We start from the raw sequence: 24,680 nt of genomic DNA, 5'->3' as shown, positions 1-24,680 counted from the left end.
CGGCTGTCATACCGGCTTAACCGATAATGCCGTAAACTCCGGATATTGATTCCAATTCAGTTAGCTGCCGCCTACTCGATCATGCCTATCCAGATTTCCCGTTACGAAAAAATCGCCAGTCTGGCAGCCTTGTGCCTGCTGCTGTTTGCCTGTTATCAGGTATTAAAACCGTTTATTTTCGATTTGTTGTGGGCGGCGATTCTGTGTTTTGTCACCTGGCCGTTGTATTTACGTTTGCGCGATTGGAAGTTGACCGCCAACTGGGCCGCCACCGCCATGGTCCTGCCGATAGGCATATTGCTGCTGACGCCGTTCGTCGCCGCCACGCTGACATTTACTGAAGACATAAACCACTTGCTGCAATGGCTTAATCAAAGCCGGCATGTGTGGCCGGAACCTCCGGCTTGGCTGCAATCGTTGCCAGTAGTCGGCGACAACGCTGTTGCCGCCTGGCAAAGTGTCGGCGAAGACTCCAGCCGCCTCGTCAATCTGGCCCGGCAATATGCGCTGGGCGCCAGTAGCTGGTTGCTGCAACAAGGCATTGGCTTGGCCGGCGAACTGATGCATATGGGCCTGGCTATTTTGGTGCTGTTTTTTTTCTATCGCGACGGTGAACACGTGGCTCAGCATGTCGTGATTGGCGTCGAACGCCTGGCCGGCGAGCGCACCCAGCGCATCCTGCATATCGTCCGCTCCAGTCTGCGCGCGGTGGTATACGGCATCCTCGGCACCGCGCTGGTACAAGCACTGGCTTCCATCCTGGGCTTTGTGATTGCAGGCGTGCCTTACGCCTTTGTGTTAGGCGTCATCGCCTTCTTTTTGATGATCATTCCAGCGGCCGGCACGGTGATCTGGCTGCCGATTGCCTTGTGGCTGCTGGCAGAAGGCGAAACCGGCTGGGCGGTTTTTATCGCATTGTGGTTTTTGTTATTCGTCGGCACCATCGACAACTGGCTACGGCCGATTTTGATCAGCCGGGAAGTGGAATTGCCGTTCGTGTTGATCGTGTTCGGCATCTTCGGCGGGCTGTTAGCATTTGGCTTTATCGGCGTATTTATCGGCCCGACCCTGCTGGCCACCAGCTATGCCTTGGTGCTGGACTGGCTGATTCGCAGCGAACAACAGGAGCAGGACAACCAAGCAAACACTGAAGGTAAAGACTGCTAGTTATCCGCTGTCAGTTTGATTTGCCGAGTAACGCCGTCCGCTTGCTCAATTGCCGAAAATCCATCGAAAAAATACAGCATTGTGGCCCAAGGTTTGCTAGCAATCGTGGGGGAGGATAAACAACCATGTCGGTGAAACACCCATTTGCCATCTGCCCTGCTCAACAAGTTCCCGAGCTCGGCAAATTTCCGTTTGAACTGCTCTATCGCGGCTCGCCACGCGCTGCGGTTCTGGTGCGTTTCCAAGGTGAGGTATACGCTTATCTGAACCAATGCGTCCACATGCCTAGGGCATTGGATTGTGAGAACAGCAACATTTTCGACGAATCGGGACGCTATTTGCAGTGTTCCATGCACAGTATTTGCTATGACCCGATCAGCGGCGAGTCTTTAAGCGAAATTTGCCTGGGCAAAAAACTGACCGCGCTGAAAGTCAAAGAACAAGACGACTGGATTTACTTAGTGGATAAAAGAGCCGCGATTACCGGTTGAGGCTTTGGCCCGGGGCGAAACAATAAGCATCGCCCCATTTACTTTCAGACGGTTTGCGCCGCAAACCCATCCGATCTTAGCCGTGCGCGGCGCCTTCCTTGATTTGTTGTTCCAGCTTTTCGTGCGCGCGTTCCAACTTGGCAAACACTCTTAAAATATCGGTAGCGGACAATATGCCTACCAGTTTGTCTTTTTCCACCACCGGCAGCGCGCCGACGCGGTGTTCCGCCATCATCGCCGCCGCTTCCGACGCAGGCGTTTCCGGGGTCACGGTATAAACGCCGCGATGCATGATGTGCACGACTTTTTGCGTGACCACATGCAATTGGGTGCTGTCTTTACTAGCTTCCACCGCATTGGAATTACTTTTGGGGCCCAAGGCTTTATATAAATCCCGGTCGGAAACGATACCGACCAATTTGCCTTTTTCAACGACAGGCAGGTGGCGGATTTTCTCGTAATGGATCAAAAAGAACACGCGATCGATCAGATCGTGAGGTTCGACGGTAAATACCTTGGTGGTCATTAACTCTGCTACGCGCATGCTGTTTCTCCCATAAAAATGTCTGTATAAAAGTAAGTAAATTCTGACGCAATAGTGCCACTATAGCCAGGCAAAATTAAGAAATACGCTGCTTGATGGCTGCACACAACCATTCATTCGCGAAGCACGGCCGTGAATCCTTCGCCCGCGGCACTTGGATCGACTCAATAAATCGCCCGACCCAAATCCAGACAGGTCAGATAAAGCCGCATATCAAATTCCCATTGGTGATAGTCCGGCGCCATGTGCTCGCATAATTTGTAAAAAGCCTTGTTATGCTGTTTTTCACGTAGATGCGCGAGCTCATGAACGACGATCATCTGCAAAAACTCCGGCGGCGCAATTTTAAAGATCGCACCGATACGAATTTCATTTTTTGCTTTTAAATTGCCGCCCTGCACCCGCGAGACCGCGGAATGTAAGCCCAAGGCCTGATGCAAGACATCGATTTTGTCGTCGTAAACAACTTTACTGAGAGGGCTGGATTGCCGCAGAAATTGATTTTTAAGATCCATCGTGTAGACATAAAGCGCTTTGTCGGTCTTTATATCATGCGGCCGGGGGTATTTTTTCAGCAGCAACTCGGGCAGTTTGTCGCTGTCGATCAGCGCATGCACTTGCACCGTGATGGCAGGCGCATAGCCAGCCAGGTATTTTAACGGGCGCACAAGCTAAAACCACGCACCGCTTGCTTCAATCCCATGGCGGCTCGTCTCCGTCATAGGCTACGAAGTTTTTATCGCTTGACCGGGTTGTGCCGCCGACGACACTGTCGGCTTTTGAATTTTTCGCCTCGCCGTTGGGCAATTGCCCAAGCCCGGACTCCACCTGCCATTTGGCAAACAGCGCCACGTCTTTATTGGCGGGGACATACCATTTCTTGACAGCCGCATCCCACCTGGCGCCAAGCGCTTTCGCCGCATCCTTTTCGGCATAGGGTACATTCAGATAAGTTTTCGCGTCAGCCATTTACCGTAGCCGGTCAAAGTTTAATTGCATCGCAATATTGTAAAACATTGCTTATGCAAGTGGTTCGGATAATCCGATCTTACCCAGGAAACCTAACGCTGAACGCATTTATCAAAACATCTGCCGGTTCGGCTACACCGCAGAACAATCCAGTCCTACGGTTTTTTGCGGCTCGAACCCATAGTACTGGCAAAAGTGGTCGCCGCGAACAAGGCCGAGGAAACAATAAAATCGCCCGAAATAAACTCGATAACGCCGGTCACAAACACCAGCCCGATCAAAATGTCTTTATGTAAGCGTTTCATGGTCGCTTCCCGAAGTAATTAAGGCATTTAGACTATATGCCCGCCCACATTAATTAACAATGACACTAAAAACACATTGATTAATCGCTAAAAGGAAACAACCCAATAAGCCAAACCGCAAGCCGGTTTACCTCGGCTTATCGACTGCGTAGACGGCGAAACGGCAGCATCAACAGGCCGACAAATCCCATTTGGTTACTATCTTGAAACTCGGACAAACCTATCATCATGGCAGTCTGTGCTTCGCGCGCTTGTGGACAATAGGTTTTGAACAATCTATCCCAGCATGACAGCGAGAAGCCGTAGTTGCTGTCGGTTTCCGGTTGAAATGCCGAGTGATGAATGCGGTGCATGTCGGGTGTCACTATCAAATAGCGCAAGCCGCGCTCCAGCGCAGGCGGCAAGCCGACATTACCGTGATTGAATAACGCGCAACCGTTCAATATCACTTCAAAAGCGATCACCGCGAGCGGATCGGCGCCGAGTAACACCACCAGCGCGACCTTATAAAGCATCGACAGCATGATCTCCAAAGGATGAAAGCGCACGGCAGTCGTCGTATCGAAATCCATATCGCTATGGTGCACCTGATGCAGCCGCCAGAACCAGCGCCAGCGATGGGCGGCGATATGTTGAGCGTAAATGGCCAGATCCAGCAGCAGCAAACTCAGTGTTATTGACAGCCAATTCGGCACCGACAACGTATTGAATACGCCGATTTGTTGCTCGGCAGCCCAGTTCGCCGCCAGCCAGGCCGCGGCACCGATGCTGAGCCGCATCACGCCGACATTCAGAATCGCCAAACCCAAATTGACCGGCCAACGGCGGCGGCGCTTTGCGGCCAATCGCCGCTTGGGCCGCAGCCACTCCCAAGCCGCCATTAGCAAAAATATCCCCAAAAACACGCCCAAGCGCACCATTGCTTCCATCACCGTCTCCGATAATACTGCGCTGCCAGTTCATCCGGATGGGCTCCGAAAAAATACCGCAGCCGCAAGCACCACATCAATAAGATCGTTCTGAGGATACCGTGTTGTTGCCAACGCCGCGCGGCAGTGACGACCTTAGTCTTTAAACAGCAAGGTTTACCGAGCTTTTTCAGCGCCGCGCTGATGGCAATATCTTCCATCAAGGCAATCTCCGGAAAACCGCCCACAGCCTGAAATGCCTGACGGGTGATGAAGATGGCCTGATCGCCGGTAGCAATACCGGTCAAGCGGGAGCGCGCGTTCATCATGCCGGCGATCAATTTAAAAATGGCTTGTGGGCTGTCGAATTGCACATCAAAACGCCCCCACGACCAGCCTTGCTCGACCGCCGACAAAATTAAAGCGATAGCCTGATCCGGCAGCCGGGTATCGGCATGCAAAAACAGCAACACGTCGGCTTGGGCTTGTTGCGCACCCAGGTTCATCTGCCTGGCCCGGCCAGGCAGACTGGGCAAAATCTGATCGACCAAAGGCTTCGCAATAAGCGGGCTGGCATCACGACTGCCGCCATCGACCACCAATAATTCGCAGCGCGATCTCAGCACCTGCAAGGCTTGCAATGTATCGGCAAGCCGCGCCGCCTCGTTGACTACCGGAATGACAATACTAATCTGGGGTTTCATTGCGCTAGCACATCTTCGTCAGCGCTACCGATTACAGTTCGTTGCTAACAGAGGCAGCAACGCTTATACCAGTAGCATTGAGCAAGGCCGCGATTAAAGCACGCCCTGCTCTATCTCTTGCAAATAGATAAATTCCGGGGCTTTTACGCCGGCCTGTTTTCTGATTTCCACCAACTCGGGGGAGTCGAAAAATCGCCGGGCGTTGTCCAGCGAGGTCCAGGCAGAAAAATGCACGATATTATTGGCATCGTCGTCGTAGCGCAGCAGTTGGTAGCTGATTTCTCCGGCGCGTTTTCTGATCTCGGCGGCCTGATCGAAAATCCGCTTCCAGGCCGGATAGTCGGCGACCTCATGGATGATTAATACGTGTGGCATGCAGACTCCGTTTTTTAGTATGGCTCGCCGCCTTTGTGGGCAAAACGCCAGCCCCCGTCGACTGACATCGCTTGTAAATCGTCGTCCGGATAAATGACTGCGTCTCCGGCCGTCCTGTCGCCAACTTCCAGGTACTGCACGTCTGCGTTCGAGCGATTCAGCAACTGGTGCGCATTACCGGTGCCGGCTTTAAATCCCGCGCACATACCCGGCGCCAGCTCGGTTTCGCCTGCATCCGTCACCAATGTCGGATGGCCTTGCAATATGTAAATAAACTCGTCTTGCCGCGAATGGCTATGCCGCAACGCCGATCTGGCGCCGGGTGCTAGCGTGCTTAGATTGACGCCAAAATTTGCCAGATTGAATACCTCGCCTAGGCGGCGTTTCTCCCTTCCCGCCATGCGCGAGGCAAACGGTTCCGGATACAGCGATGTGGTGCGTGGCTCGACATCTGCCGCAGACACGGCTATTGGAGTGTGTTTATCGTTCATGGTGGCCTGCAAATGGAAGAAAACCGGCTCGAACGGTTTATTAAAAATCCGGCGGAGACTAGCCCAAAGCTGCCGAACCGATCTGCTTGCCCTTAGCGCTCCGAGCAAGCGCCTGAACAAGCACAGGGCTACCCCAGAGCGCGGATATGATCGGACTTGCTTCTTCGACCGCGGTGCTGGAAAAAAAGCGGACCTCTGCCGCCCGCTCTCGGGAAACAGGCCTAAGATGGCCTTGCAAACGCCGCACCAGCTCTTTTGCCACGGCGGTGGCCGGGTCGATTATCGTCAGATCCGGCCCCACAATGTCCCGAATCAGCGGCGCCAGAAACGGGTAATGCGTGCAGCCTAATACGATGGTATCGGCACCAGCCAGCAGCAATGGCGACAGGTAACCGACCAAAAGCTCGCGCGTCGTATCGCTGTGCAATTGGACTTTTTCAACTTGTTCGACCAGACCGGGACAAGGCTGCAACAATATTTCAATGTCTTTACCGTAGGCCGCGCACAGCCTGGCGACGCTGGGGCTGGCCAGCGTGCGGCTGGTGGCCAGTACGCCGACCACTCCGGATTGGGTGGTTTGCGCCGCCGGCTTGATGGCCGGCTCCATCGCCACCACCGGCACAGGACACCAGGCGCGCAGTTTTTCGATTGCGACCACGGTGGCGGTGTTGCAGGCAACCACGATGGCCTTCACGCCGGCATCCAGCAGCCGCTCGGTGATGGTTTTCGCCCTATCCGCAATAAACTCCGCATCCCGGTCGCCGTAGGGCGCGTAGCCGGAATCGGCCACATACAGCAAGTCTTCCATGGGCAGTTCCGCACGGATGGCTCGCAGCACGGACAGGCCGCCGACGCCGGAATCGAATACGCCAATGGGGGCCTCGGTGCGCAAGGCTGTCATGGATGGATGCTGTCTATTATCCAATCGATCAGGCCTGGCGCTGTTGCAAATATTCTTCGTTGAGACGAATGGCTTGCAGGGCTGCCGGGCGCGCGTAGATCCGCGCCACATAATCTTCGAACAACGGACGCTTGTCGATGCTGCCAAACATCATCCCCCAACCCAGCTGCGAGCCGACATACACGTCCGCGGCGGTAAATTGCTCGCCGCAAATGTAAGGTCCGGGCTGCAGGGCTGTTTCGACGGCGGCTAAGGTCGCTTCGTAACTACCGAAACCGACAAAGCCGCTTTTGCCCTCGGGCACTTGCCAACCCAGCGTCTTGGCGGTAACGGCCTGTTCCAGCGGACCGGCCGCGAAAAACAGCCAACGGAAATAGTCCGCGCGCGCGGGATGGTTTGCGGCCGGCAGCAGATTTTTCTCCGGAAAACGATCCGCCAAATACGCGCAAATGGCCGCGGTTTCGGTGACGAACGCAGTACCGTGTTTCAGCGCCGGCACCTTGCCCATTGGATTGACAGCCAGATAGTCGGCATTTTTCATCGCGGCGCCGAACGCCAGCCAGACCGTTTCGTAAGGCTCGCCGATTTCTTCCAGCATCCAGTGAGCGATGCGCCCACGCGACTGCGGATTGGTATAAAACACCAGATCGTTCATTGTGCGTTCTCCTTGGCGGGATGTTTTACTAAAGGCAATATGGCGGCGGATTTTACACCGATAAACCGGACCGGACTCAGACGATGTTTTGGGACCGGCTGTAGACACTGTTCCATCAGGAACAATGTCGAGCGACTATCCCAACGGTTCCAGTGCAGTCAGCGCTTCGGTCATTATCCGTTTGAATTCGGCATAGTCAGCAGGATTTAAACTGTCCTGCTTGAGTGACAGACAAAATCTCGTCGCGGCCTGCTCCACACGATTTGCCCCCAAGTTAGCGGCGACGCCTTTCAAACCGTGCAGCACGTCTCGCGCCTTTTGCAAATCGCGCTTCTCCAGCAAATCATCCAGCGCTATCAAGGTGCTTGCGGTGCTATTTTTAAAACTACCCAGCAACTCGCTCAAAAAGCTTTCGTCGCCATCCAGCAAATCCAGCGTGTTGCTGAAATCAAAACCGGGCAAATCTCGTAAGCAAAACGCTGAAACGTCACGCGCATTTGTAACAGGCCCGTTTACCGAAGCGCCAACCGGACTTCGACCTATCTGCTGGCACAACACCTTAACCAACTGCATCGGTTGAATCGGCTTGACCACAAACTCGTTCATACCGCTGGCCAGGCATTTGTCCCGTTCCTCTTGGGTCACGCCGGCGCTCAGCGCGATAATCGGCAGGGAGTGATACTCGGGATTTTGGCGGATCTGTTCGGTGGCGGCCAGACCGCTCATCACCGGCATATGAATATCCATCAGCACTGCATCATAAGCGTGCTCTGCCAGCATGGCCAAGGCGTCGCGGCCGTTACCGGCAAGATCGACACTAACCCCGCATAAGGCCAAAAATTCCTGCAAAATTTTCTGATTGATAGCATGGTCTTCGGCCACCAGAATACGCATGCCCCGCAATGCGCTACCTTGATCGGCAAGAGTCTTAGACAAGCCACCGGCCTGGGTGTCGGTATCCGGCCGCGCCGCCGGCAAATCGGCTTGCTGCGCGCTAACGCCCAGCATTAACTCAAAACTAAAATTCGAACCCTGCCCCGGCTTACTTTCGACATGAAAATCGCTGCCCATTAGTTGCAGCAACTTTTGGCTGATGCTCAAGCCCAAACCTGTACCACCGAAGCGGCGAGTAATCGACGCATCCAACTGACTGAAGGAATGGAACAACTTAGGCAGATCCGCTTCGGGAATACCGATACCGGTATCCATCACGCTGAAACGCAGCTTGGCCTGAGCGTCCTGCCATTCCAGCAAAGCCACTTGCAATGTGACACTGCCTTGCTCAGTAAACTTCAGCGCATTTCCCACCAGATTGGAGAGAATCTGTTGCAAACGCAGTGCATCACCGACCAAACCTAAGGGCACATCCGGCGCAACGTCTATCTTGATGTCCAGGCATTTTTCCGCCGCGTACAAGGCAAACAGATTATGCAGGTTATCCAATACGGTATTCAGGTTGAATTCGACCTGTTCGAGTCCCAGTTTACCGGCCTCCATTTTGGAGAAGTCGAGAATGTCGTTGAGTATGCCGAGTAAACTGACGGAACTGCTGTAAATCTTTTGCAGATAATCCCTTACCTCAGCGGATACCGGCTTATTCAATGCCAACTGCGACAACCCGATCACCGCGTTCATCGGCGTGCGGATTTCGTGGGACATGTTCGCCAGAAACTCCGATTTGAAGGCCGCCATGCTCTCGGCGGTTTCTTTGGCTTCGATCAAGGCCTGTTCCACCCGCTTCTGTTCGCTTAGATCGCGCACCACGCTTTGTAATACCAGGTGGCCGTCCAGACTAACCCGCGCCAGCGTCACCAAAGCCGGAAAAATACGACCGTCGGCACGCTTATGCAGCCACTCGAATTCCAAGTGGCCGTTTTTGATCGCCGTAGCCATATACTCGTTCGCCAATTCTACCGAATCCCTGCCGTTTGCCTGATTTGGCGGCGAAACTTTACCGGGGTGCAAGCGGCAGAACTCGGACACAGCGTCGTAACCAAATAAATCCAAGGTGGCCTGATTACAATCCAGAAATCCGCTGCTATCGGCCATCATGACCGCATCGCTGGAACTGTTGAACAGCTTTCGATACTTCAACTCACTTTGTCGCAGCACTTCTTTATTGGCTTTGGCTTGGGTAACGTCTTCGGCAATAAACCAAATATAATCCTGATCCTCGGTACCGGCGACTTTGGTGCCGCTTAGTTGTAACGATACCGGTCGCCCTCTTTTATGGATAAACGTCGCTTCGTCCGAACCATACTGCCCGGTTCTGGCTAACCAACTTAATTGTTCGGCCAAACTCTGGTCTTTATCGGCGGATAAACTCATGTAATCGAGCCGTTGAAGTTCTTCTTCCGTATACCCGGTCATGCGTTGAAAAGCATGATTGAATTCAACGAATTTGCCGTGCACATCCAGCAAAGCGATGCCTAAGGGCGACAGCTCGTATAAGTCGCGGAGCTTTTGGCCTTTTTCCGCCAAACGAATATACGCATCCTTTAAACTTGAGTTTGCCGCATCAAGCTGAGCGGTGCGCTGATCGACCAGTGCCGCCACTATAGCCGCCCTGCCGGTGGCGGATAACAAGTACACGCTTAGTAGCATGGTAAACAGCAATCCTCCCAACAACACCAGCCACGGTAACCAGGAGGCATGCGTCGCAATGAATACGGCTTCCGGCTGGACAATCACTTCCAACAAGCGATTGCCAAAACGGATGGAATGCCTGGACTCATTAACACCGGTCGTCAATGCTTTCAGCGCTCCGTATAACGGTATAGCGTGGTTTTCCGCATCGTAATACAGTAGCGCCACGTTCATATCGTCAAGATTTAAGTCTTGCATGGCCGCCTTCACCAGGGAATCGATACGCACCACTGTAGACAAAAACCCGCTAAACGCCGGCTCCGAACTATTGGCATTAGCCAGGTATACAGGCATCATCAGCAATAAGGCTTGATTGGCTTGCCCGTCCTGCACCAGTTGAATAGGCCGGGTGACGCTGACTGCTTGGCTGGCCCTGGCTTCCGTCAGCGCTGCTCGGCGATTGGCCTCGGAATTCAAGTCAAAGCCCAGCGCCAGCTTATTGGTTGATAAAGGCTCGATAAAGGTAACGGGGAAATACTCGGTACGCTCCTGAGCCTTGATGAACTGGCGATCCGCACCTAGTTCCTTGATCGTAAAATCTTTATATCCTTCGTCGCGGATCGATTGTTCGTAAGACGCCCGCTGTTCGCTGGGGATCTGCGATACCCAGCTCAGCGCTTGAATGTGCGGATTCTGTGCCAGCACGCCATTGGCAAAAACGCCGAATTTATCCCGGTCTACCGGTCCGGCCGCTTGGAAGAAACTATTGAGCGAAAAAGACGCTTTCAACACGGCGGAAAAATTGTCTGCCAAGGCTTTATTAACCGCGCCGGCATTGCTGTCAAATTGCAGTTGTAGCCGACTGTCTTCCGCTCGCAAAACCAATAGAAAAGTAATGATCAGCCCGGCCAACATGGCTACCAGCGGCATAGCCACACCTACCAGCCGGGGACGCCAAAGCGCTCTTGGTTCTGCAAACCCGCAAAAAACCAAAGGCGATATGATGATGGCCCCGAGACAATCGCCTATCCACCAATTCCACCAAGCCACCAAAACATTGGCATCGGTTAAAACACCGAATCCAAGCAAGGTGCTGACCCCGACGGTGGCGGCGATCAAGCAAGTCAAAGGCCCGACTAGTAACACATACCGAAAAATGTTTTTTCCTTTATCCAAACGCGGTACGCCGGTCCCTAGAAAGCGTTGCGACAGCCAAGCACCGGTCAATGCTTGCAATGTGCTGCCGATCGCGATGCCCATCGCGACGAAGACCGTCGGCGGCGTTAATTCGCCGCTTAACTCATATCCTTGCGAGAGATTGGTCAGGAACGAGCCGCACCCTATCGCCGGCCAGATTTTCTTACCCCAGAGCAACACCGCTGCCAGCGCAATGCCGGCCGGCGGCCAAATCGGACTGGCATAGCCTGGCGGTAAGGCCAGGCGCAACCCAGCCCAACCCGCCACGGCAATAATTGCTGTCAGAAAAATAAATCGGTAAAAGCTCAAACGCATTCCTTCTCTGCCCAACAAGCCAAGAAAAGTGAGAGAAGGTGATTATAGGTCAAATGTTTTGCTAGGGATGCGGATAGGCCAAAACCTGGGCCATCCGGCATTGCGAGGACTCATCGCTAATCCAGTTTAGCCACTGGGCTCCCGGCTGCGCGGGAGCGACGATATTTAGGAGGTTGGGATAGTGCGTCAGCCCGGCAGGGTCGCCATATCGATCACAAAGCGGTATTTCACGTCGCTTTTCAACATGCGTTGATAGGCGTCATTGATGCCGGCCATCGGAATCAGCTCAATGTCGGACACGATGCCGTGCTCGGCGCAGAAATCCAGCATTTCCTGAGTCTCGCGAATACCGCCGATCAACGAACCCGCCAACGCGCGGCGGCGAAATATCAGGTTGCCGACGTTCGGCGAGGGATGCGGCTCGGACGGTACGCCGACCAGACACATCGTGCCGTCGCGCTTCAACAGGCTTAAATATTGATCCAAATCGTGCTGCGCGGCGACGGTATTTAAAATGAAATCAAAGCTGTTTAAATGCTTTTCCATTTCGTCGGTGTTTTTTGAGATCACCACCTCGCTCGCGCCCAAGCGTTTGGCATCCGCTTCTTTACCTGGCGAAGTCGTAAACAGCACGACCTCTGCACCAAAGGCGTGGGCAAACTTCACGCCCATATGCCCCAGACCGCCCAAACCGACGATGCCAACCTTATGGCCCTTGCCGATTTGCCAATGCCGCAACGGCGAATAGGTCGTAATACCGGCGCACAGCAGGGGCGCTACCGCCGCCAACTCCAGCTTATCGGACACTTGCAACACAAACCCCTGATCGACCACGATCTGATTCGAGTAGCCGCCGTAAGTCATTTTGCCGGTGTATTTGTCCGGACTGTTGTAAGTGAACACCGTTTGGTCGCAAAACTGTTCCTGATGATCAAGGCAATCGGGACAGACGCCGCAGGAATCCACCATGCAGCCTACCCCGGCCAAATCACCCACCTTAAAATGAGTCACTTGGGAACCGACTTCCACGACCCGACCGACAATTTCGTGGCCCGGCACTATCGGAAACGTCGTGCCGCGCCATTCGTTGCGCACCTGATGCAAATCGCTATGGCAAACCCCGCAATACAGAATTTCGATACGCACATCCTCGGAACCGGGTTGCCGGCGTTCGAAATGAAACGAGCGTAGCGGCGTTTGCGGGTTATAGGCGGCATAGCCAACACTTTTGAGCATATCGATCCCCTAAATTTAGATTGTACGGTGCCTGCACCAGGGCTCAGCCCGTCGATTGATTTTGTTTGCGTCAGGTGCAAATACGCGCCTGACGCTGCTAACGCATGTCAACTCGTCAGTTTCAAATACTTCTTGTACAGACTGTCCTTGTCCTCGACCACATCCGGATCTTTATCGATACAATCCACCGGACAAACTTCCATGCACTGCGGCTTGTCATGATGACCGACGCACTCGGTGCATAGGGACGGGTTGATCACGTATATATCATCGCCTTGCGAAATGGCGCCGTTCGGGCACTCCGGTTCGCAGACATCGCAGTTGATACAGTCGTCGCTGATAATGAGCGCCATAATTACTCCTCGGAAAATTTTTCGGTTAAGCGTTGTTTGACCACATCGGGCACGAAGCTGGACACATCGCCGTTCAATTGGGCGATCTCGCGGATCATGCTGGACGAGATAAATTCGTATTGTTCGGCCGGGGTCAGAAACACCGTTTCAATATCGGGCGACAAACGGCGGTTCATGCCGGCCAATTGAAATTCGTATTCAAAATCCGACACTGCACGCAAGCCGCGGATGATGACGCTGGCTTGATGTTGCTTGGCACATTCGACCAACAAGGTGTCGAAGCCAATCACGCGGACGTTGCTGAATTCCGTGACCACTTCCTGAATCAACGCCACGCGCTCTTCCAAGGAAAACAGTGGCTGTTTGCCGCGGCTGACCGCGACGGCAACAATCACATGTTGGTAAAGCCGGGAGGCGCGGTGGATCAGATCCAGATGACCGTTGGTGATGGGATCGAAGGTGCCGGGATAAATCGCGGTAATGTTCATCGGCTTTGGAAACAGGCAAAAGCGGCTTATTTTAAACCATTCGCCGCGGCAAAAGTATCCGATTGCTTTTGCAGCAGGTGGTAGCTGACTTCGCCGGCCGTCTTGGCTTTCAACAATCGCCAGCCGGCCGGCAGATCATCCAACGGCCGCTTGCGCTCACATTCCAGGTAGATTTTGGCGTAATCGGCCAGCCAGCCTTGGGCGTCCAATAGTCGGCAGGTCTGCCCGATCAAACCTTGCCCGAACGGCGGATCGAGGAACACCAAGTCGAACGGTTGAGCCGGCGCGTTTAGAAATTGCCCAACGTCTTGCTGCACCACCTCAATCTGTGTCGCCGCCAATTTGGCGATGTTCTCGCGCAGCTTTTGGCAACTGCCAGGGTTGTTTTCCACTTGCACCACGTGCTTGGCACCCCGCGAGGCAGCTTCCACCCCAAGCGCGCCGCTACCGGCGTAAAGGTCCAGGCAGCGGCTATTCAGGATGTCGGCTTGCAGCCAGTTGAACAAGGTTTCCCGCACCCGCGACGGCGTCGGCCGCAAACCCGGCGCGTCGTCGAATACGATTTGCCGGCTGCGCCATTCGCCGCCGATGATGCGGATTTGGTTAGACATTTTATTTACCGGCACCGACCGTCACGGTTTGCAACAACTCCGGTTTTACCCGGCGCTTGAACGCATCCTTGATTTGCTCGATGCTGACAGCTTCGACATTGCTCTGAAAGGTATCCAGATAGTCCAGCGGCTGCTGATAAAACCCAATCATCGCTACGTAATCGGTCAGCTTGCTGTTGGTATCGAAGCGCATCGCAAAACCACCTGTGATGTTTTGCTTGGCGGCGGTCAGTTCCTTATCGCTGGGGCCTGTATCCAGAAACTCGTTGAAGGTCTTCAGCAACACATCCAAAGCCTGTTCGGTTTGATCGTTTCGGGTTTGCAAACTCATCATGAACGGCCCCTGCCGGTATAAGGGCGCAAACACGCTATAAGCACCATACGCCAAACCGCGCTTCTCCCGCACTTCTTCGAATAACCTTGACACCATACTGCCGCCCCCCAAAATATGGTTACCTACATACAAGGCGAAATAGTCCGGGTCCTTACGATAGGTGCCGGGCAAGCCAACCAGTACGTGGGTTTGCGTGGACGGAAACTCGATGTGCTGTTTGCTGGCTTTGCTAGGCATCGTCACCACCGGAATTTCGGCAGGCTTACTGCCAACCGGTAACTTGCTCAGTAACTGGTTAGCGGTCTGCTCGGCTTGCTCGCGACTGACGTCACCGACGATGACCACCATCGCGTTAGCAGCCACATAGTATTTTTGATAAAAGCTTTTCAAATCGTCAGCGCTAAAACCGGCCACGGTTTCCACCACGCCGGTCTCGGGATGGGCGTAGGGATGATCGCCATACAAGGCTTTGTTAAACGCGATGCCGGCCAATTCGCCCGGTGATTCTTCCCGGTGTTTCAAACCAGCCAAGGTGCGGGCTTTTTCCCGCTCGAAATCGGCTTGATTAAAGGCCGGCTTGCTCAATACGGTTTCGAAGGTCGCCAAAGCTTTGTCGAACAAGGCTTTTTCGGTCAAGGTCCGTATCGCCAGCCAAGCCATATCTTCATTGACACCAGCTGAATAGTTGGCGCCTACCGATTCGAAGCGCTGGGCGATGTCATCGGCGCTCAAGTCGCCGGCCCCACTATCCAGCAAGGCGGAAGTCAACGCGGCGACGCCGAACTTCGCCTCGTCGCGGGCGCTGCCGGCATCGAATACCACCCGCACATCCACCATCGGCAAACCGGCGGTGCGCACGTAGTAAACCCGGCTGCCCTGCGGGGTTTGCCAGTTTTCGATTTTGGCGGCGGACCAGACGGTCTGGCTCAACAGCAATAGTACCAAACCAATTAAATTAAAACGCATGATGGCCTCCTATGGCTTTTGCAGGTTTGGCGGCTTGAGTTATCGGCTGCGGATCGAGATAAGCGACGGTGAGCGTGTCTTCGATCAAGTATTTACGCGCCACTTCCCTGACCTGCTCGGCGGTGACTTGATTGATCTTATCGACATACTCGTCAGCTTTTTGCCAACCGATACCCACGGTTTCCAGCGTGCCCAATTGCATGGCTTGATAGAAGTTGGAGTCTTTCTGATAGACCGCGCTGGCCAATACTTGAGCCTTGATGCGTTGCAATTCGTCCTTGTCGATCAACTGGTTCTTGAGTTGATATACCTCGTCCAGCAAAGCGTATTCCAGATCAAATACGGTTTTGCCTTCGGCGGGGGTCGCTTCCAACAGGAACACCTCAGGCAAGCGCGAAGTGAAGTCGTAACCCGCACCGGCCGATACCGCGATTTGTTTGCCCCTGACCAACCGCGAAGACAAGCGGGCACTATCGCCGCCGTCCAGCACACCCGCCAGCACTTCCAGCGCGTACGCCTCCCATTCCGGCTTGGCGGTTTTCAGTACCGGGACTTTATAGCCCATCATCAGGTAGGGCAGTTTGGCGGGGGCTTTTACGGTAATCCGACGTACGCCGTGTTGCTCACTTTCGTCTTGCGGTTTTACCGGTTTCAACACGCTGGGTTGCAGCGGCGCGAAATATTGCTCGGCCAGTTTTTCCACTTGCAGCGCATCGACATCGCCCACCACCACCAGCGTGGCGTTATTCGGCGCGTACCATTGCTGATACCAAGCTTGCAGGTCTTCGACTTTATAATTGGCGATGTCGGACGGCCACCCGATTACCGGGTTTTGGTAGGGGCTGTTGGTGAACGCCGTCGCCATGAACTGCTCATGCACTTTGGAACGCGGCTGGTCGTCGGTACGCATCCGCCTTTCTTCGGTAACCACTTCCAGTTCTTTTTTTAATTCTTCGGCTTTCAAATCCAGATTGCGCATCCTGTCGCTTTCCAGTTTAAAGCTGATTTCCAGGCGCGATTTTTCCAGGGTTTGGAAATAAGCCGTGTAATCCTGGCCGGTAAAGGCATTCTCGTTACCGCCGTTTTCGGCGATGATCCGGGAAAACTCGCCGGCCGGATATTTTGCGGTGCCCTTGAACATCATGTGTTCCAACATATGTGAGATACCGGTGATGCCACCGGGTTCATAGCTGGACCCGACCTTGTACCAAACTTGCGATACTACCACCGGCGAACGATGGTCCTCCTTTACCAGCAGTTTCAAGCCGTTGCTGAAAACATGTTCGTGTACCTTGCCGGCCTCGGCATGCGCCGCGACAGCAGGGCAAAGCAGCGCTAACGCCGCGAGCCTATAGTTCATAAATCCCTCGTTGACTAAAAGATGGTGAGCGCTTGTGATTATTTTAATAATCAATGGTTCACTGTTATTCTATATGTTTAAAGACCCGCAAATCTATTTGGTACTTGATGACCGACACCACTTCAGCGCTATCCTGGAAAGACTACTTAGAACTCTGTAAGCCCAGAGTTGTGGCATTGATCGTGTTTACCGCCATCGTCGGCATGTTGCTGGCCGTGCCGGGCATGCCGCCGCTGGATAACTTTTTCTACGGCAGCATAGGCATCGCCCTAGCAGCATCCTCGGCAGCGGCGATCAATCACTTCATCGACCAAAAAGCCGATGCGCAAATGGGCCGCACCAAGAATAGACCACTACCCACCGGTCATTTGAACTCTCATCAGGTATTGGTATTCGCCAGCTTTATCGGCCTTGTAGCGATGGCGATATTGACCATCAAAATCAACGTATTGACCGCCTTTCTGACCTTTTTGTCGCTGATCGGCTACGCGCTGATTTATACGGTATACCTTAAAAAATTAACGCCACAGAATATCGTCATCGGCGGCGCGGCCGGCGCAGCGCCGCCGGTGTTGGGCTGGGCGGCGATTACCGGCGAAGTGCATCCGCATGCGTTGTTGCTGTTTTTAATTATCTTCGTTTGGACCCCACCGCATTTCTGGGCTTTGGCTATCGCCAAACGAGACGAATACGCCAAAGTTGCCATCCCGATGCTGCCGGTGACGCATGGCGTCGAATTCACCCGCCTACAGATTTTGCTTTACACCATTTTGTTGCTGATTAGTACGCTGCTGCCCTATCTAACCGGCATGAGCGGCGTGATTTATTTGCTGGCCGCCGTGGTATTAGGCTTGGGTTTTATCTATTACGCCGTGCAAATGATGCGTAAAAAAGACAATAAAACCGCGATGCGCACCTTCGGCTACTCCATTGTTTATCTGATGCTGATTTTCGCGGCATTGCTGATCGATCATTATTTTCCACTGTCATTCTCATGAGCTTGTTGACCCAGGAACATCCGTTCGCGGAATTTATCAAGATACTCGGCAAGGGCAAAAAAGGCGCCCGGCCTCTAACCCAAGACGAGGCCTATCGGGCGATGCAAATGATCTTGGCCGACGGCCAGGTCGAGCCGATTCAACTCGGCGCATTTTTGATGCTGATGCGGGTGAAGGAAGAAACCTGTGAAGAGCTGGCCGGCTTCGTGCAAGCCGCGCGGGAAAGCTTCGCCTTCGAATCCAAAGTAGCTGTCGATCTGGATTGGTCGTCCTACGCAGGCAAACGCCGCCATCTGCCCTGGTTTTTATTATCCACATCACTGCTGGCCGAGAACGGCATCAGGGTCTTCATGCACGGCGCCGGCGGCCATACCGAAGGGCGTTTGTACACCGAAAATGTGCTGCAAGCATTAGGCATCAAGGCTGCCACGTCAATAACCGAAGCCGGCCAGCAATTGCAGCAAGACAATTTCAGCTATCTCTCGCTGGAATATATATGCCCGAAACTGTTCGACATGATCAATCTGCGGCCGGTGATGGGCTTGCGTTCGCCGGTGCATACATTGGTCAGATTGTTGAATCCGTTCGACGCCACGGCCAGCATTCAAGGCATCTTTCATCCCAGCTACCGACAGGTTCATCAAAAAGCCGCGCTGTTACTGGACCAGAAATACATGGCGGTGTTAAAAGGCGAAGGCGGCGAAACCGAGCGCAATCCGGACGTCGAGTGTCTGGTGCAAAGTGTCAATAACGGCGAACTTAACGACGAGACCTGGCCGGCCCTATTCGAACGCCGGCACATGAAAGCCGAAGACATGGACCCGAAGTTATTGGCGCAATGCTGGCGCGGAGAGCTTAACGACGAATTCGGCGAAGCAACCGTGATAGCGACTGCCGCCGTTGCGTTGAAGCTGCTGGACAAAGCCGATGACCAAGCACAAGCTCAGCAATTGGCGACCGAATTTTGGCAGGCGCGTAACCGGCAACGTTTTTGAGTGGCCGACGGTTTAACCCGCAGTTCTAGCCGGCTTCCAGAGGCGGGTAGCTAAAGTTTGGAATACCCTTGATATAGTCGCGCTGCAAATGCAGATACTGCAAGCCCATCAGCGTGGAAATCTCGTCGTGATCGACCCAAACTACCTTAACCTCGCCTTCCAGATTCAAGTGCTTGTAATCGAATTTGGCCACCGTACCGTCCACCACTTCAATTCTGCCCAGCATGCGTATCATCAAACCGTCCACCGAGACATTTTCGGTATTAAACGCATAATCATTGCCGTTGAAGACAATATGCCCGGGCGCGGTCATGTTTTTGCGGTAAGCGCGGCGGCTGTAGAGTAAATTATCGGTATCGTAAGACAGGTTGCGAAACTCGATGGCAATTTCAAATCCGCCCTCGGTAGCTTCAGCGCGCACCATTTCCGCCTCTCCAGCCAAGCGCATGCTCGGCAGATAAAAATCGACTATCGGCGAAACTTGCAAAGCATTAAAAATGTCTTTGATGCCATTGACCTGCGGCTCGACCTTCAGCACTGCCAGCAAGCCGGAAAGCGACAGATTCACGACCCAAATTTCGTGCTCTTCAAAGCCCAAATACAGCAATCCTTGGCTAGCCAGGTTTTTGCGATAGGCGCGTTTTTCGGTTGTTGGCATAATAATCCTTCTGTTTGGCAGGGCTTTTTAAAGGTAAATCCTTTTAGCAATCTAATTTATTGGGATATGAAAAGCAGATTAATTTGTCTGGCTAGTCTAGCCGTTTTATCGGCGTGTACAACCATGCCACCAAAAAACCCGGAAAATATCTGTCAAATCTTCCGGGAAAAAGACGACTGGTATCAAGCAACCTTAAGCTCCGCGCGGCGCTGGGGCGTGCCCATTGCGGTGCAGATGGCCATCATCCATCAGGAATCCAGCTTCGTCGCTGACGCCCAACCGCCCCGGCCATTGATTCTCGGCTTTATCCCTTGGTTTCGTTCCAGCAGCGCTTACGGTTACCCGCAAGCCAAGGACGAAACCTGGGCGGACTATCAGCAAAAAGCCGGCAACGGCTGGGCCGATAGAGAAGATTTTGCCGACAGCTGCGACTTTGTGGCTTGGTATTGCGCCACCAGCAACCGCAAGCTGGGCATCCCCACCTCAGACGCCAACAATCTGTATTTAACCTATCACGAAGGCTTAGGCGGCTATCAGCGCAACAGCTTTTTATCCAAGCAATGGCTGATGAATACCGCGCAAAAAGTCCATCAGCGCGCCTTGCGTTACGACGCGCAACTGGCAAGCTGCCGGCAGGAGCTGGAACAAAAAAACTGATAAACTAGCCGCCCCAATCATCTATCGGGAGTTTTCATGAAATCCACGAAACAACGTGTCATCGCCATTTTAATCGCATTTATTACAGGATTTGCTATGTTCTCACTGGCCAACGCCAACGCCCCAACCCCAGCCGAAAATAAAGCCGCCGGGGAAAAATTTCTGGCCGACAACGCCAAAACCGCCGGCGTGGTAACCACCGCCAGTGGCCTGCAATATGTGGTCTTCACCGAAGGAACCGGCGCCCAACCCAAAGCCACCGATAACGTCACCGTCCATTACAAAGGCACCACCATCGACGGCAAGGAGTTCGACAGCTCCTACGGCCGCGGCGAACCCGCCACATTCCCTCTGAACCGCGTTATCGCGGGCTGGACCGAAGGCGTGCAGTTGATGAAAGAAGGCGCGAAATACCGTTTCTTTATTCCTTCTAACCTGGCTTATGGTGAGCGTGGTGCGGGACGGGATATTGGGCCTAATGCGGCGTTGATTTTTGATGTTGAGTTGATTAAGGTCAACTGAGTTTGTTTTGTCTTTTTAGCTGATGCTGTGTTAGCTAATTTAAAACTTTATTTGAGGTGTCGCTAACGCGACGGCTTGATTTAATGTCGGGTCTCGGCCCGACAGCCGAGACACTTTCTTTTGCTCCGCCAAAAGAAAGTATCCAAAGAAAAGGCGGCCCGGATGCCGCTTATTCCCTGCGCTTCTCGCTTTTGCCGGGGGTTGCCGAAAGGGGCTTCCTGCCCCTTCGTCAACGCGCCGCATCCCTGCGGCGCCCCTACGGGCTACTCACTCAGTACATCCCTGTACCTCGCCCTTCGGGTGCTACGCATGCAAATCGGCTATCCTGCCGATTTGTCCCGCCAAAAGCTCCGGTCCTCGGCGCGGCATACGGGGTTAACCCATCCCAAAGTCGAAGATCAAACCAACGTACGTCGAGCTTCGTCCTTAAGCATGCTGGAATATTGTTTTTGGCTCGAACAATATCTGAATCCTTTTTCCAGCTAGACTTCCCCCTAAACTGACATAACATGTATATCACCCGATTCGGGGAGATATACAGAAACTTTCTAATCACTTGTTGGCATTTTTAAAGGAGTATCGATGCATCGTCTCTTTATAACCGCAGCCTTTTTAGCGATGGCTGGCCTAGCCCATTCAGCCGAATCCCCTACGCCACTAGCTCCCGGCTTTACGCTGGAAAAGCATTCTGTCGGTGAGTTATCTGCTTCATGGTGGATGTGGGCAATGTCTAGTCCTGATGAAATAAACCCTGTTAGAGATATTTCGGGCAATAACTGCCATGTTGGCCAACAAGGCAATATATGGTTTCTGGCTGGTGGCTTCGGCTCGTCGAAAATCAAAAGAAATTGCGTAGTTCCTGCGGGAAAGAGCATTTTTTTCCCTGTGGTTAATATGGTTTATTACCCGCGAGAGGAAAATAATGGTTTTACATGCGAGCAGGCCAAAGCAAATGCCGCAGTCAATAACGACAAAGCCATAGACTTATTTGTTGAGCTAGATGGCGTTAGTGTGAAGAACCCTAAGCGCTATAGAGCAAGAACAGAAAAGTGCTTCAATATTTTTGAACGGGTCCCAAAAAAATATCAGCCGATAAATGCGTATCCATCTGCTTCTGATGGGTATTGGATTGGGCTTAGTCCGTTAAACAAAGGGAAGCACACGCTCAAGTTTGGTGGACGGTACAACAGTGAAAGCAGCGCTTTTGGTCGTATGGTGCAAGATATTGAATATGAAATCACCGTTGAATGAAATGCTAACCCGGCGCTCAACCCCGTTCGCTTCGCTCTCTGGACGCTGCGCGATAAAGCCGCGCAGCACGGTAGATCCGATTAACGCAGCGTAATCGGACGCATGTTGAATCAAATCTATCAAGGCATGCCTTGCCAAAGAATGGTTGGGATATTCTTCCTTCCTCCGAATACGCTCCGCTATTCGGAGCTTGTATTATCCAAGCGTGCTTTTCAAAGGATAATAAACCATGAAAACACACCTGAGGGGCACCTCAGGTTTGGGTCGCTGGATGCCGTATCGGAGCTTGGATTTCGAAATCCCCGGCGTAGATCTTTGCAGCAGCGACCCACTCTCGATCAACGATCGGACAGTCTCTTCGGCCCGGTTTCCGGCAGCCTGCATTCACAAGGTAGATCATTTGAGGTTTTCATGTCCCATTTTTATCTCGGTATCGATGTTGCTAAAGCCAAGTTGGATTGCGCATTGCGTCTGCACAGCGGCAAGTTTCGCGCCAAAGTCATTCCCAATACTCTCGACGGCTTCGCGACGTTGTTGACGTGGTTGGCCGCTCAAAAGGCCCAATCGCCTCATGTCTGCATGGAAGCGACCGGCATTTATTGGGAAGACGTTGCTCAGCATCTGGCAACCGCTGGTTTCACCGTGAGCGTCGTCAATCCAGCACAAATTAAGGCCTATGGCGCTTCACGGCTCACCCGCAGCAAAACCGATACGGTCGATGCTAAACTCATCGCCGATTTCTGCGCCGAGCGCCAACCGCCTGCTTGGCAGCCCCGTAGCGAGGCGGAAGTCACACTGCGCGCACTAGTATTACGGCTGGACGCCTTACAAACCATGCGCACCCAGGAAAACAACCGCTTGCTAGTGGCGCGCGAGGCCGTGCGTGAGGACATTCAACAGCATCTGAATTGGCTGGATACTGCGATCCAACAATTGATCGACGCCATCAACGATCACATTGATCGCCATCCCGATCTCAAGCAACAGCGCGAACTGCTCGATAGCATTCCCGGCATTGGCGAGCGCACCAGCGCCATCATCCTCGCGTTCTACGCCGATACCTCGCGCTTCGCCAATAGTCGGCAGGCCGCCGCTTTTGCCGGACTCGATCCCCGGCAATACGAATCGGGCAGCAGCCTCAAGGGCAAGCCCAGGCTCTCCAAAATAGGCCATGCCTTCCTGCGCAAAGCGCTCTATATGCCGGCCATGGTGACGCTTTATAAAACAGCCTGGGGTAAACAATTCCGTGGACGATTAGCCGGTGCTGGTAAACCCAATAAGCTGATTATCGGTGCCATGATGCGTAAATTGATTCATGTGGCATTCGGTGTCTTGAAATCCGCGAAACCCTTCGACTCGGCTATTCATTTGGCTTGACTTGGATAACAGTATCTACTCCACCCAATCCAAAAGTATTGTGAAAGCTTTCAAGCTTGCCAGTGGGTGTCGCCCGTATGCCGCGCCGAGCACCGGAGCTTTTGGCGGGACAAATCGGCAGGATAGCCGATTTGCATGCGTAGCACCCGAAGGGCGAGGTACAGGGATGTACTGAGTGAGTAGCCCGAAGGGGCGCCGCAGGGATGCGGCGCGTTGACGAAGGGGCAGGAAGCCCCTTTCGGCAACCCCCGTCGAAAGCTTCGGAGCGCAGGGAACAAGCGGCATCCGGGCCGCCTTTTCTTTGGATACTTTCTTTTGGCGGAGCAAAAGAAAGTATCTCGGCTGTCGGGCCGAGACCCGACATTAAATCAAGCCGTCGCGCCAGCGACACAACCCCAACAAGCCTAACCAAAAAAAACACCCCTACGCCAACACCCTAGCAAACAGCCTGTGAGAATATTCCTGCTCCCGCTGCAAGATAGTTTCGTTTTTTATATCCTTGAGCTTTTTCACCAACACTTCCCCGGTTTCCGGAAAGAAATACACCTTGCGGGGATAGATACCGAGCATGTCGTCAGCGAGGACCGGAATGTTCCGACCGGCCAAATAACTGCGTAAGAACTGAGCACTACGCGCGCCGACATTGTTGCGTTGCATGCCGTTAAGAATATTACCGCCGCCAAACACTTTGGCTTCCAGCTCGCTCTCTTCCGCACCCATGCCGACCAGGTGCTTGATGAAATTGTCCATGCCGTTACTAGCCATGTTCTCCATGCGTTGATTGAGCGGCTGGTCTTCGTTGACGTTCACCACCATGAATTGATACATGCCGCCTATGCCCCGCCGCCTATCTCGAATACAGGCAATCACGCAGGACCCCAACACGGTAACAATAAGCTCGCCGGAATTGGTGACACAATATTCGCCGGGAGTGATTTTGCAGGCGCGGATGCGTTGGTGCGGGTCGTAGTAGGTTTCGGAGTATTTTTGCGGGTGCATAGCCAGGACCATCTTGAGAGTTGCAGAACATTAATACTTATCAAGCAATAAGCCGGCCACTATAAAATTTGGTTTCCACCTCAAATCTTTAGCATTTCAGCGCGCGACCTTGCCGAAGCGATTGTAAACCGCTTCGACAACTATTGATTGATTGGGTATCTGTCTCAGCGCGCCGAGACACAAGCACCCGGGCTATCGACAGTCAGAACGAGCAACGAGCCGGAGTGGTGCGTAGCGCTCGCGATTGGCGCACTTGCTATTACCCCA

27 protein-coding genes are annotated in these 24,680 nt (G+C 53.4%); 8 read left to right on the top strand and 19 right to left on the bottom strand.

All coding sequences use genetic code 11. From position 1 onward, the window contains the following. Nucleotides 1-81 precede the first annotated feature (81 nt). Complete coding sequence (locus ACMXD4_RS02385) at nucleotides 82-1,167, top strand: AI-2E family transporter (RefSeq protein WP_415879728.1); 1,086 nt, start codon at nucleotides 82-84, stop codon at nucleotides 1,165-1,167. A gap of 125 nt (nucleotides 1,168-1,292) precedes the next feature. Continuing rightward, nucleotides 1,293-1,658: a Rieske (2Fe-2S) protein gene (locus tag ACMXD4_RS02380; RefSeq protein WP_171696725.1), complete on the top strand. Its 366-nt coding sequence runs from the start codon at nucleotides 1,293-1,295 to the stop codon at nucleotides 1,656-1,658. Nucleotides 1,659-1,734: 76 nt separating this feature from the next. Here the strand turns inward: ACMXD4_RS02380 and ACMXD4_RS02375 are convergent, their stop codons facing one another. From ACMXD4_RS02375 to ACMXD4_RS02295, 17 genes are all read right to left on the bottom strand, one after another. Further along, complete coding sequence (locus tag ACMXD4_RS02375) at nucleotides 1,735-2,202, bottom strand: CBS domain-containing protein (RefSeq protein WP_033158577.1); 468 nt, start codon at nucleotides 2,200-2,202, stop codon at nucleotides 1,735-1,737. Between the two features lie 164 nt (nucleotides 2,203-2,366). After that, nucleotides 2,367-2,870 (bottom strand): YgjP-like metallopeptidase domain-containing protein, encoded by a 504-nt coding sequence (locus ACMXD4_RS02370; protein WP_171696726.1) that lies wholly within the window; start codon nucleotides 2,868-2,870, stop codon nucleotides 2,367-2,369. 25 nt (nucleotides 2,871-2,895) lie between these two features. Continuing rightward, on the bottom strand, nucleotides 2,896-3,171 hold the full coding sequence (locus tag ACMXD4_RS02365) for a DUF5710 domain-containing protein (protein ID WP_171696727.1): 276 nt from the start codon (nucleotides 3,169-3,171) through the stop codon (nucleotides 2,896-2,898). A gap of 155 nt (nucleotides 3,172-3,326) precedes the next feature. After that, complete coding sequence (locus ACMXD4_RS02360; RefSeq protein ID WP_171696728.1) at nucleotides 3,327-3,476, bottom strand: hypothetical protein; 150 nt, start codon at nucleotides 3,474-3,476, stop codon at nucleotides 3,327-3,329. 137 nt (nucleotides 3,477-3,613) lie between these two features. Beyond that, nucleotides 3,614-4,405, bottom strand: coding sequence for a sterol desaturase family protein (locus ACMXD4_RS02355; RefSeq protein ID WP_171696729.1), 792 nt, complete (start codon nucleotides 4,403-4,405; stop codon nucleotides 3,614-3,616). Beyond that, entirely contained in the window at nucleotides 4,405-5,088 is a 684-nt protein-coding gene (locus ACMXD4_RS02350) for a TIGR04283 family arsenosugar biosynthesis glycosyltransferase (protein ID WP_171696730.1), read from the bottom strand. The genes ACMXD4_RS02355 and ACMXD4_RS02350 overlap by 1 nt, the downstream gene beginning before the upstream one ends. A 93-nt stretch (nucleotides 5,089-5,181) precedes the next feature. Beyond that, complete coding sequence (locus ACMXD4_RS02345) at nucleotides 5,182-5,463, bottom strand: antibiotic biosynthesis monooxygenase (protein ID WP_171696731.1); 282 nt, start codon at nucleotides 5,461-5,463, stop codon at nucleotides 5,182-5,184. A 14-nt stretch (nucleotides 5,464-5,477) separates the two neighbouring features. Next, nucleotides 5,478-5,954, bottom strand: a complete 477-nt coding sequence (locus ACMXD4_RS02340) for a cupin domain-containing protein (protein ID WP_301539353.1) — start codon at nucleotides 5,952-5,954, stop codon at nucleotides 5,478-5,480. 58 nt (nucleotides 5,955-6,012) lie between these two features. Continuing rightward, nucleotides 6,013-6,855: a glutamate racemase gene (gene murI / locus ACMXD4_RS02335; protein ID WP_171696733.1), complete on the bottom strand. Its 843-nt coding sequence runs from the start codon at nucleotides 6,853-6,855 to the stop codon at nucleotides 6,013-6,015. Nucleotides 6,856-6,883: 28 nt separating this feature from the next. After that, the gene (locus ACMXD4_RS02330; protein WP_171696734.1) at nucleotides 6,884-7,510 is read right to left on the bottom strand and encodes a glutathione S-transferase family protein; all 627 of its coding nucleotides are present in this window, start codon (nucleotides 7,508-7,510) and stop codon (nucleotides 6,884-6,886) included. A gap of 135 nt (nucleotides 7,511-7,645) precedes the next feature. Further along, entirely contained in the window at nucleotides 7,646-11,608 is a 3,963-nt protein-coding gene (locus tag ACMXD4_RS02325; protein WP_415879727.1) for a CHASE domain-containing protein, read from the bottom strand. Nucleotides 11,609-11,794: 186 nt separating this feature from the next. Beyond that, on the bottom strand, nucleotides 11,795-12,844 hold the full coding sequence (locus ACMXD4_RS02320) for an NAD(P)-dependent alcohol dehydrogenase (protein WP_171696736.1): 1,050 nt from the start codon (nucleotides 12,842-12,844) through the stop codon (nucleotides 11,795-11,797). Nucleotides 12,845-12,951: 107 nt separating this feature from the next. Beyond that, a complete protein-coding gene (locus ACMXD4_RS02315) occupies nucleotides 12,952-13,197 on the bottom strand; it encodes a YfhL family 4Fe-4S dicluster ferredoxin (RefSeq protein WP_171696737.1) in 246 nt (81 codons plus the stop codon). 2 nt (nucleotides 13,198-13,199) lie between these two features. Beyond that, the gene (coaD, locus tag ACMXD4_RS02310; protein WP_171696738.1) at nucleotides 13,200-13,685 is read right to left on the bottom strand and encodes a pantetheine-phosphate adenylyltransferase; all 486 of its coding nucleotides are present in this window, start codon (nucleotides 13,683-13,685) and stop codon (nucleotides 13,200-13,202) included. Between the two features lie 26 nt (nucleotides 13,686-13,711). Continuing rightward, nucleotides 13,712-14,296: a 16S rRNA (guanine(966)-N(2))-methyltransferase RsmD gene (gene rsmD, locus ACMXD4_RS02305; RefSeq protein WP_171696739.1), complete on the bottom strand. Its 585-nt coding sequence runs from the start codon at nucleotides 14,294-14,296 to the stop codon at nucleotides 13,712-13,714. Nucleotide 14,297: 1 nt separating this feature from the next. Then, nucleotides 14,298-15,596, bottom strand: coding sequence for a M16 family metallopeptidase (locus tag ACMXD4_RS02300; protein ID WP_415879726.1), 1,299 nt, complete (start codon nucleotides 15,594-15,596; stop codon nucleotides 14,298-14,300). Continuing rightward, complete coding sequence (locus tag ACMXD4_RS02295) at nucleotides 15,586-16,956, bottom strand: M16 family metallopeptidase (protein ID WP_171696741.1); 1,371 nt, start codon at nucleotides 16,954-16,956, stop codon at nucleotides 15,586-15,588. Before ACMXD4_RS02295 ends, ACMXD4_RS02300 begins: the two co-directional genes overlap by 11 nt. A gap of 107 nt (nucleotides 16,957-17,063) precedes the next feature. Between ACMXD4_RS02295 and cyoE the strand changes: the two genes are divergently transcribed. Next, nucleotides 17,064-17,954 carry a heme o synthase gene (gene cyoE / locus ACMXD4_RS02290; protein ID WP_171696742.1) on the top strand — a complete coding sequence of 297 codons (891 nt, stop codon included), beginning with the start codon at nucleotides 17,064-17,066 and terminating at the stop codon, nucleotides 17,952-17,954. Beyond that, on the top strand, nucleotides 17,951-18,949 hold the full coding sequence (locus ACMXD4_RS02285; RefSeq protein ID WP_171696743.1) for a glycosyl transferase family protein: 999 nt from the start codon (nucleotides 17,951-17,953) through the stop codon (nucleotides 18,947-18,949). The genes cyoE and ACMXD4_RS02285 overlap by 4 nt, the downstream gene beginning before the upstream one ends. A 25-nt stretch (nucleotides 18,950-18,974) precedes the next feature. Here the strand turns inward: ACMXD4_RS02285 and ACMXD4_RS02280 are convergent, their stop codons facing one another. After that, nucleotides 18,975-19,607 carry a PilZ domain-containing protein gene (locus ACMXD4_RS02280; RefSeq protein ID WP_171696744.1) on the bottom strand — a complete coding sequence of 211 codons (633 nt, stop codon included), beginning with the start codon at nucleotides 19,605-19,607 and terminating at the stop codon, nucleotides 18,975-18,977. A gap of 66 nt (nucleotides 19,608-19,673) precedes the next feature. On the opposite strand from ACMXD4_RS02280, the gene ACMXD4_RS02275 reads away from it, so the two are divergent. The 4 genes from ACMXD4_RS02275 (at nucleotide 19,674) to ACMXD4_RS02260 (ending at nucleotide 23,414) form a co-directional block, all read left to right on the top strand. Then, the gene (locus ACMXD4_RS02275; protein WP_171696745.1) at nucleotides 19,674-20,264 is read left to right on the top strand and encodes a hypothetical protein; all 591 of its coding nucleotides are present in this window, start codon (nucleotides 19,674-19,676) and stop codon (nucleotides 20,262-20,264) included. Nucleotides 20,265-20,300: 36 nt separating this feature from the next. Then, the gene (locus ACMXD4_RS02270; protein WP_033158556.1) at nucleotides 20,301-20,786 is read left to right on the top strand and encodes an FKBP-type peptidyl-prolyl cis-trans isomerase; all 486 of its coding nucleotides are present in this window, start codon (nucleotides 20,301-20,303) and stop codon (nucleotides 20,784-20,786) included. Nucleotides 20,787-21,368: 582 nt separating this feature from the next. Beyond that, a complete protein-coding gene (locus ACMXD4_RS02265) occupies nucleotides 21,369-22,037 on the top strand; it encodes a hypothetical protein (protein ID WP_415879725.1) in 669 nt (222 codons plus the stop codon). A gap of 411 nt (nucleotides 22,038-22,448) precedes the next feature. After that, entirely contained in the window at nucleotides 22,449-23,414 is a 966-nt protein-coding gene (locus tag ACMXD4_RS02260; protein WP_415878142.1) for an IS110 family transposase, read from the top strand. Between the two features lie 423 nt (nucleotides 23,415-23,837). On the opposite strand, the gene ACMXD4_RS02255 is transcribed toward ACMXD4_RS02260, so the two are convergent. Continuing rightward, the gene (locus ACMXD4_RS02255; RefSeq protein WP_033158609.1) at nucleotides 23,838-24,413 is read right to left on the bottom strand and encodes a chemotaxis protein CheD; all 576 of its coding nucleotides are present in this window, start codon (nucleotides 24,411-24,413) and stop codon (nucleotides 23,838-23,840) included. Nucleotides 24,414-24,680: the final 267 nt, after the last annotated feature.

The organism is Methylomonas sp. TEB, assembly GCF_047777895.1.
Classification (GTDB): Bacteria; Pseudomonadota; Gammaproteobacteria; order Methylococcales; family Methylomonadaceae; genus Methylomonas.
The sequence above is the reverse complement of the archived record's forward strand: the minus strand, read 5'-3'. Positions and strand labels throughout refer to the sequence as shown.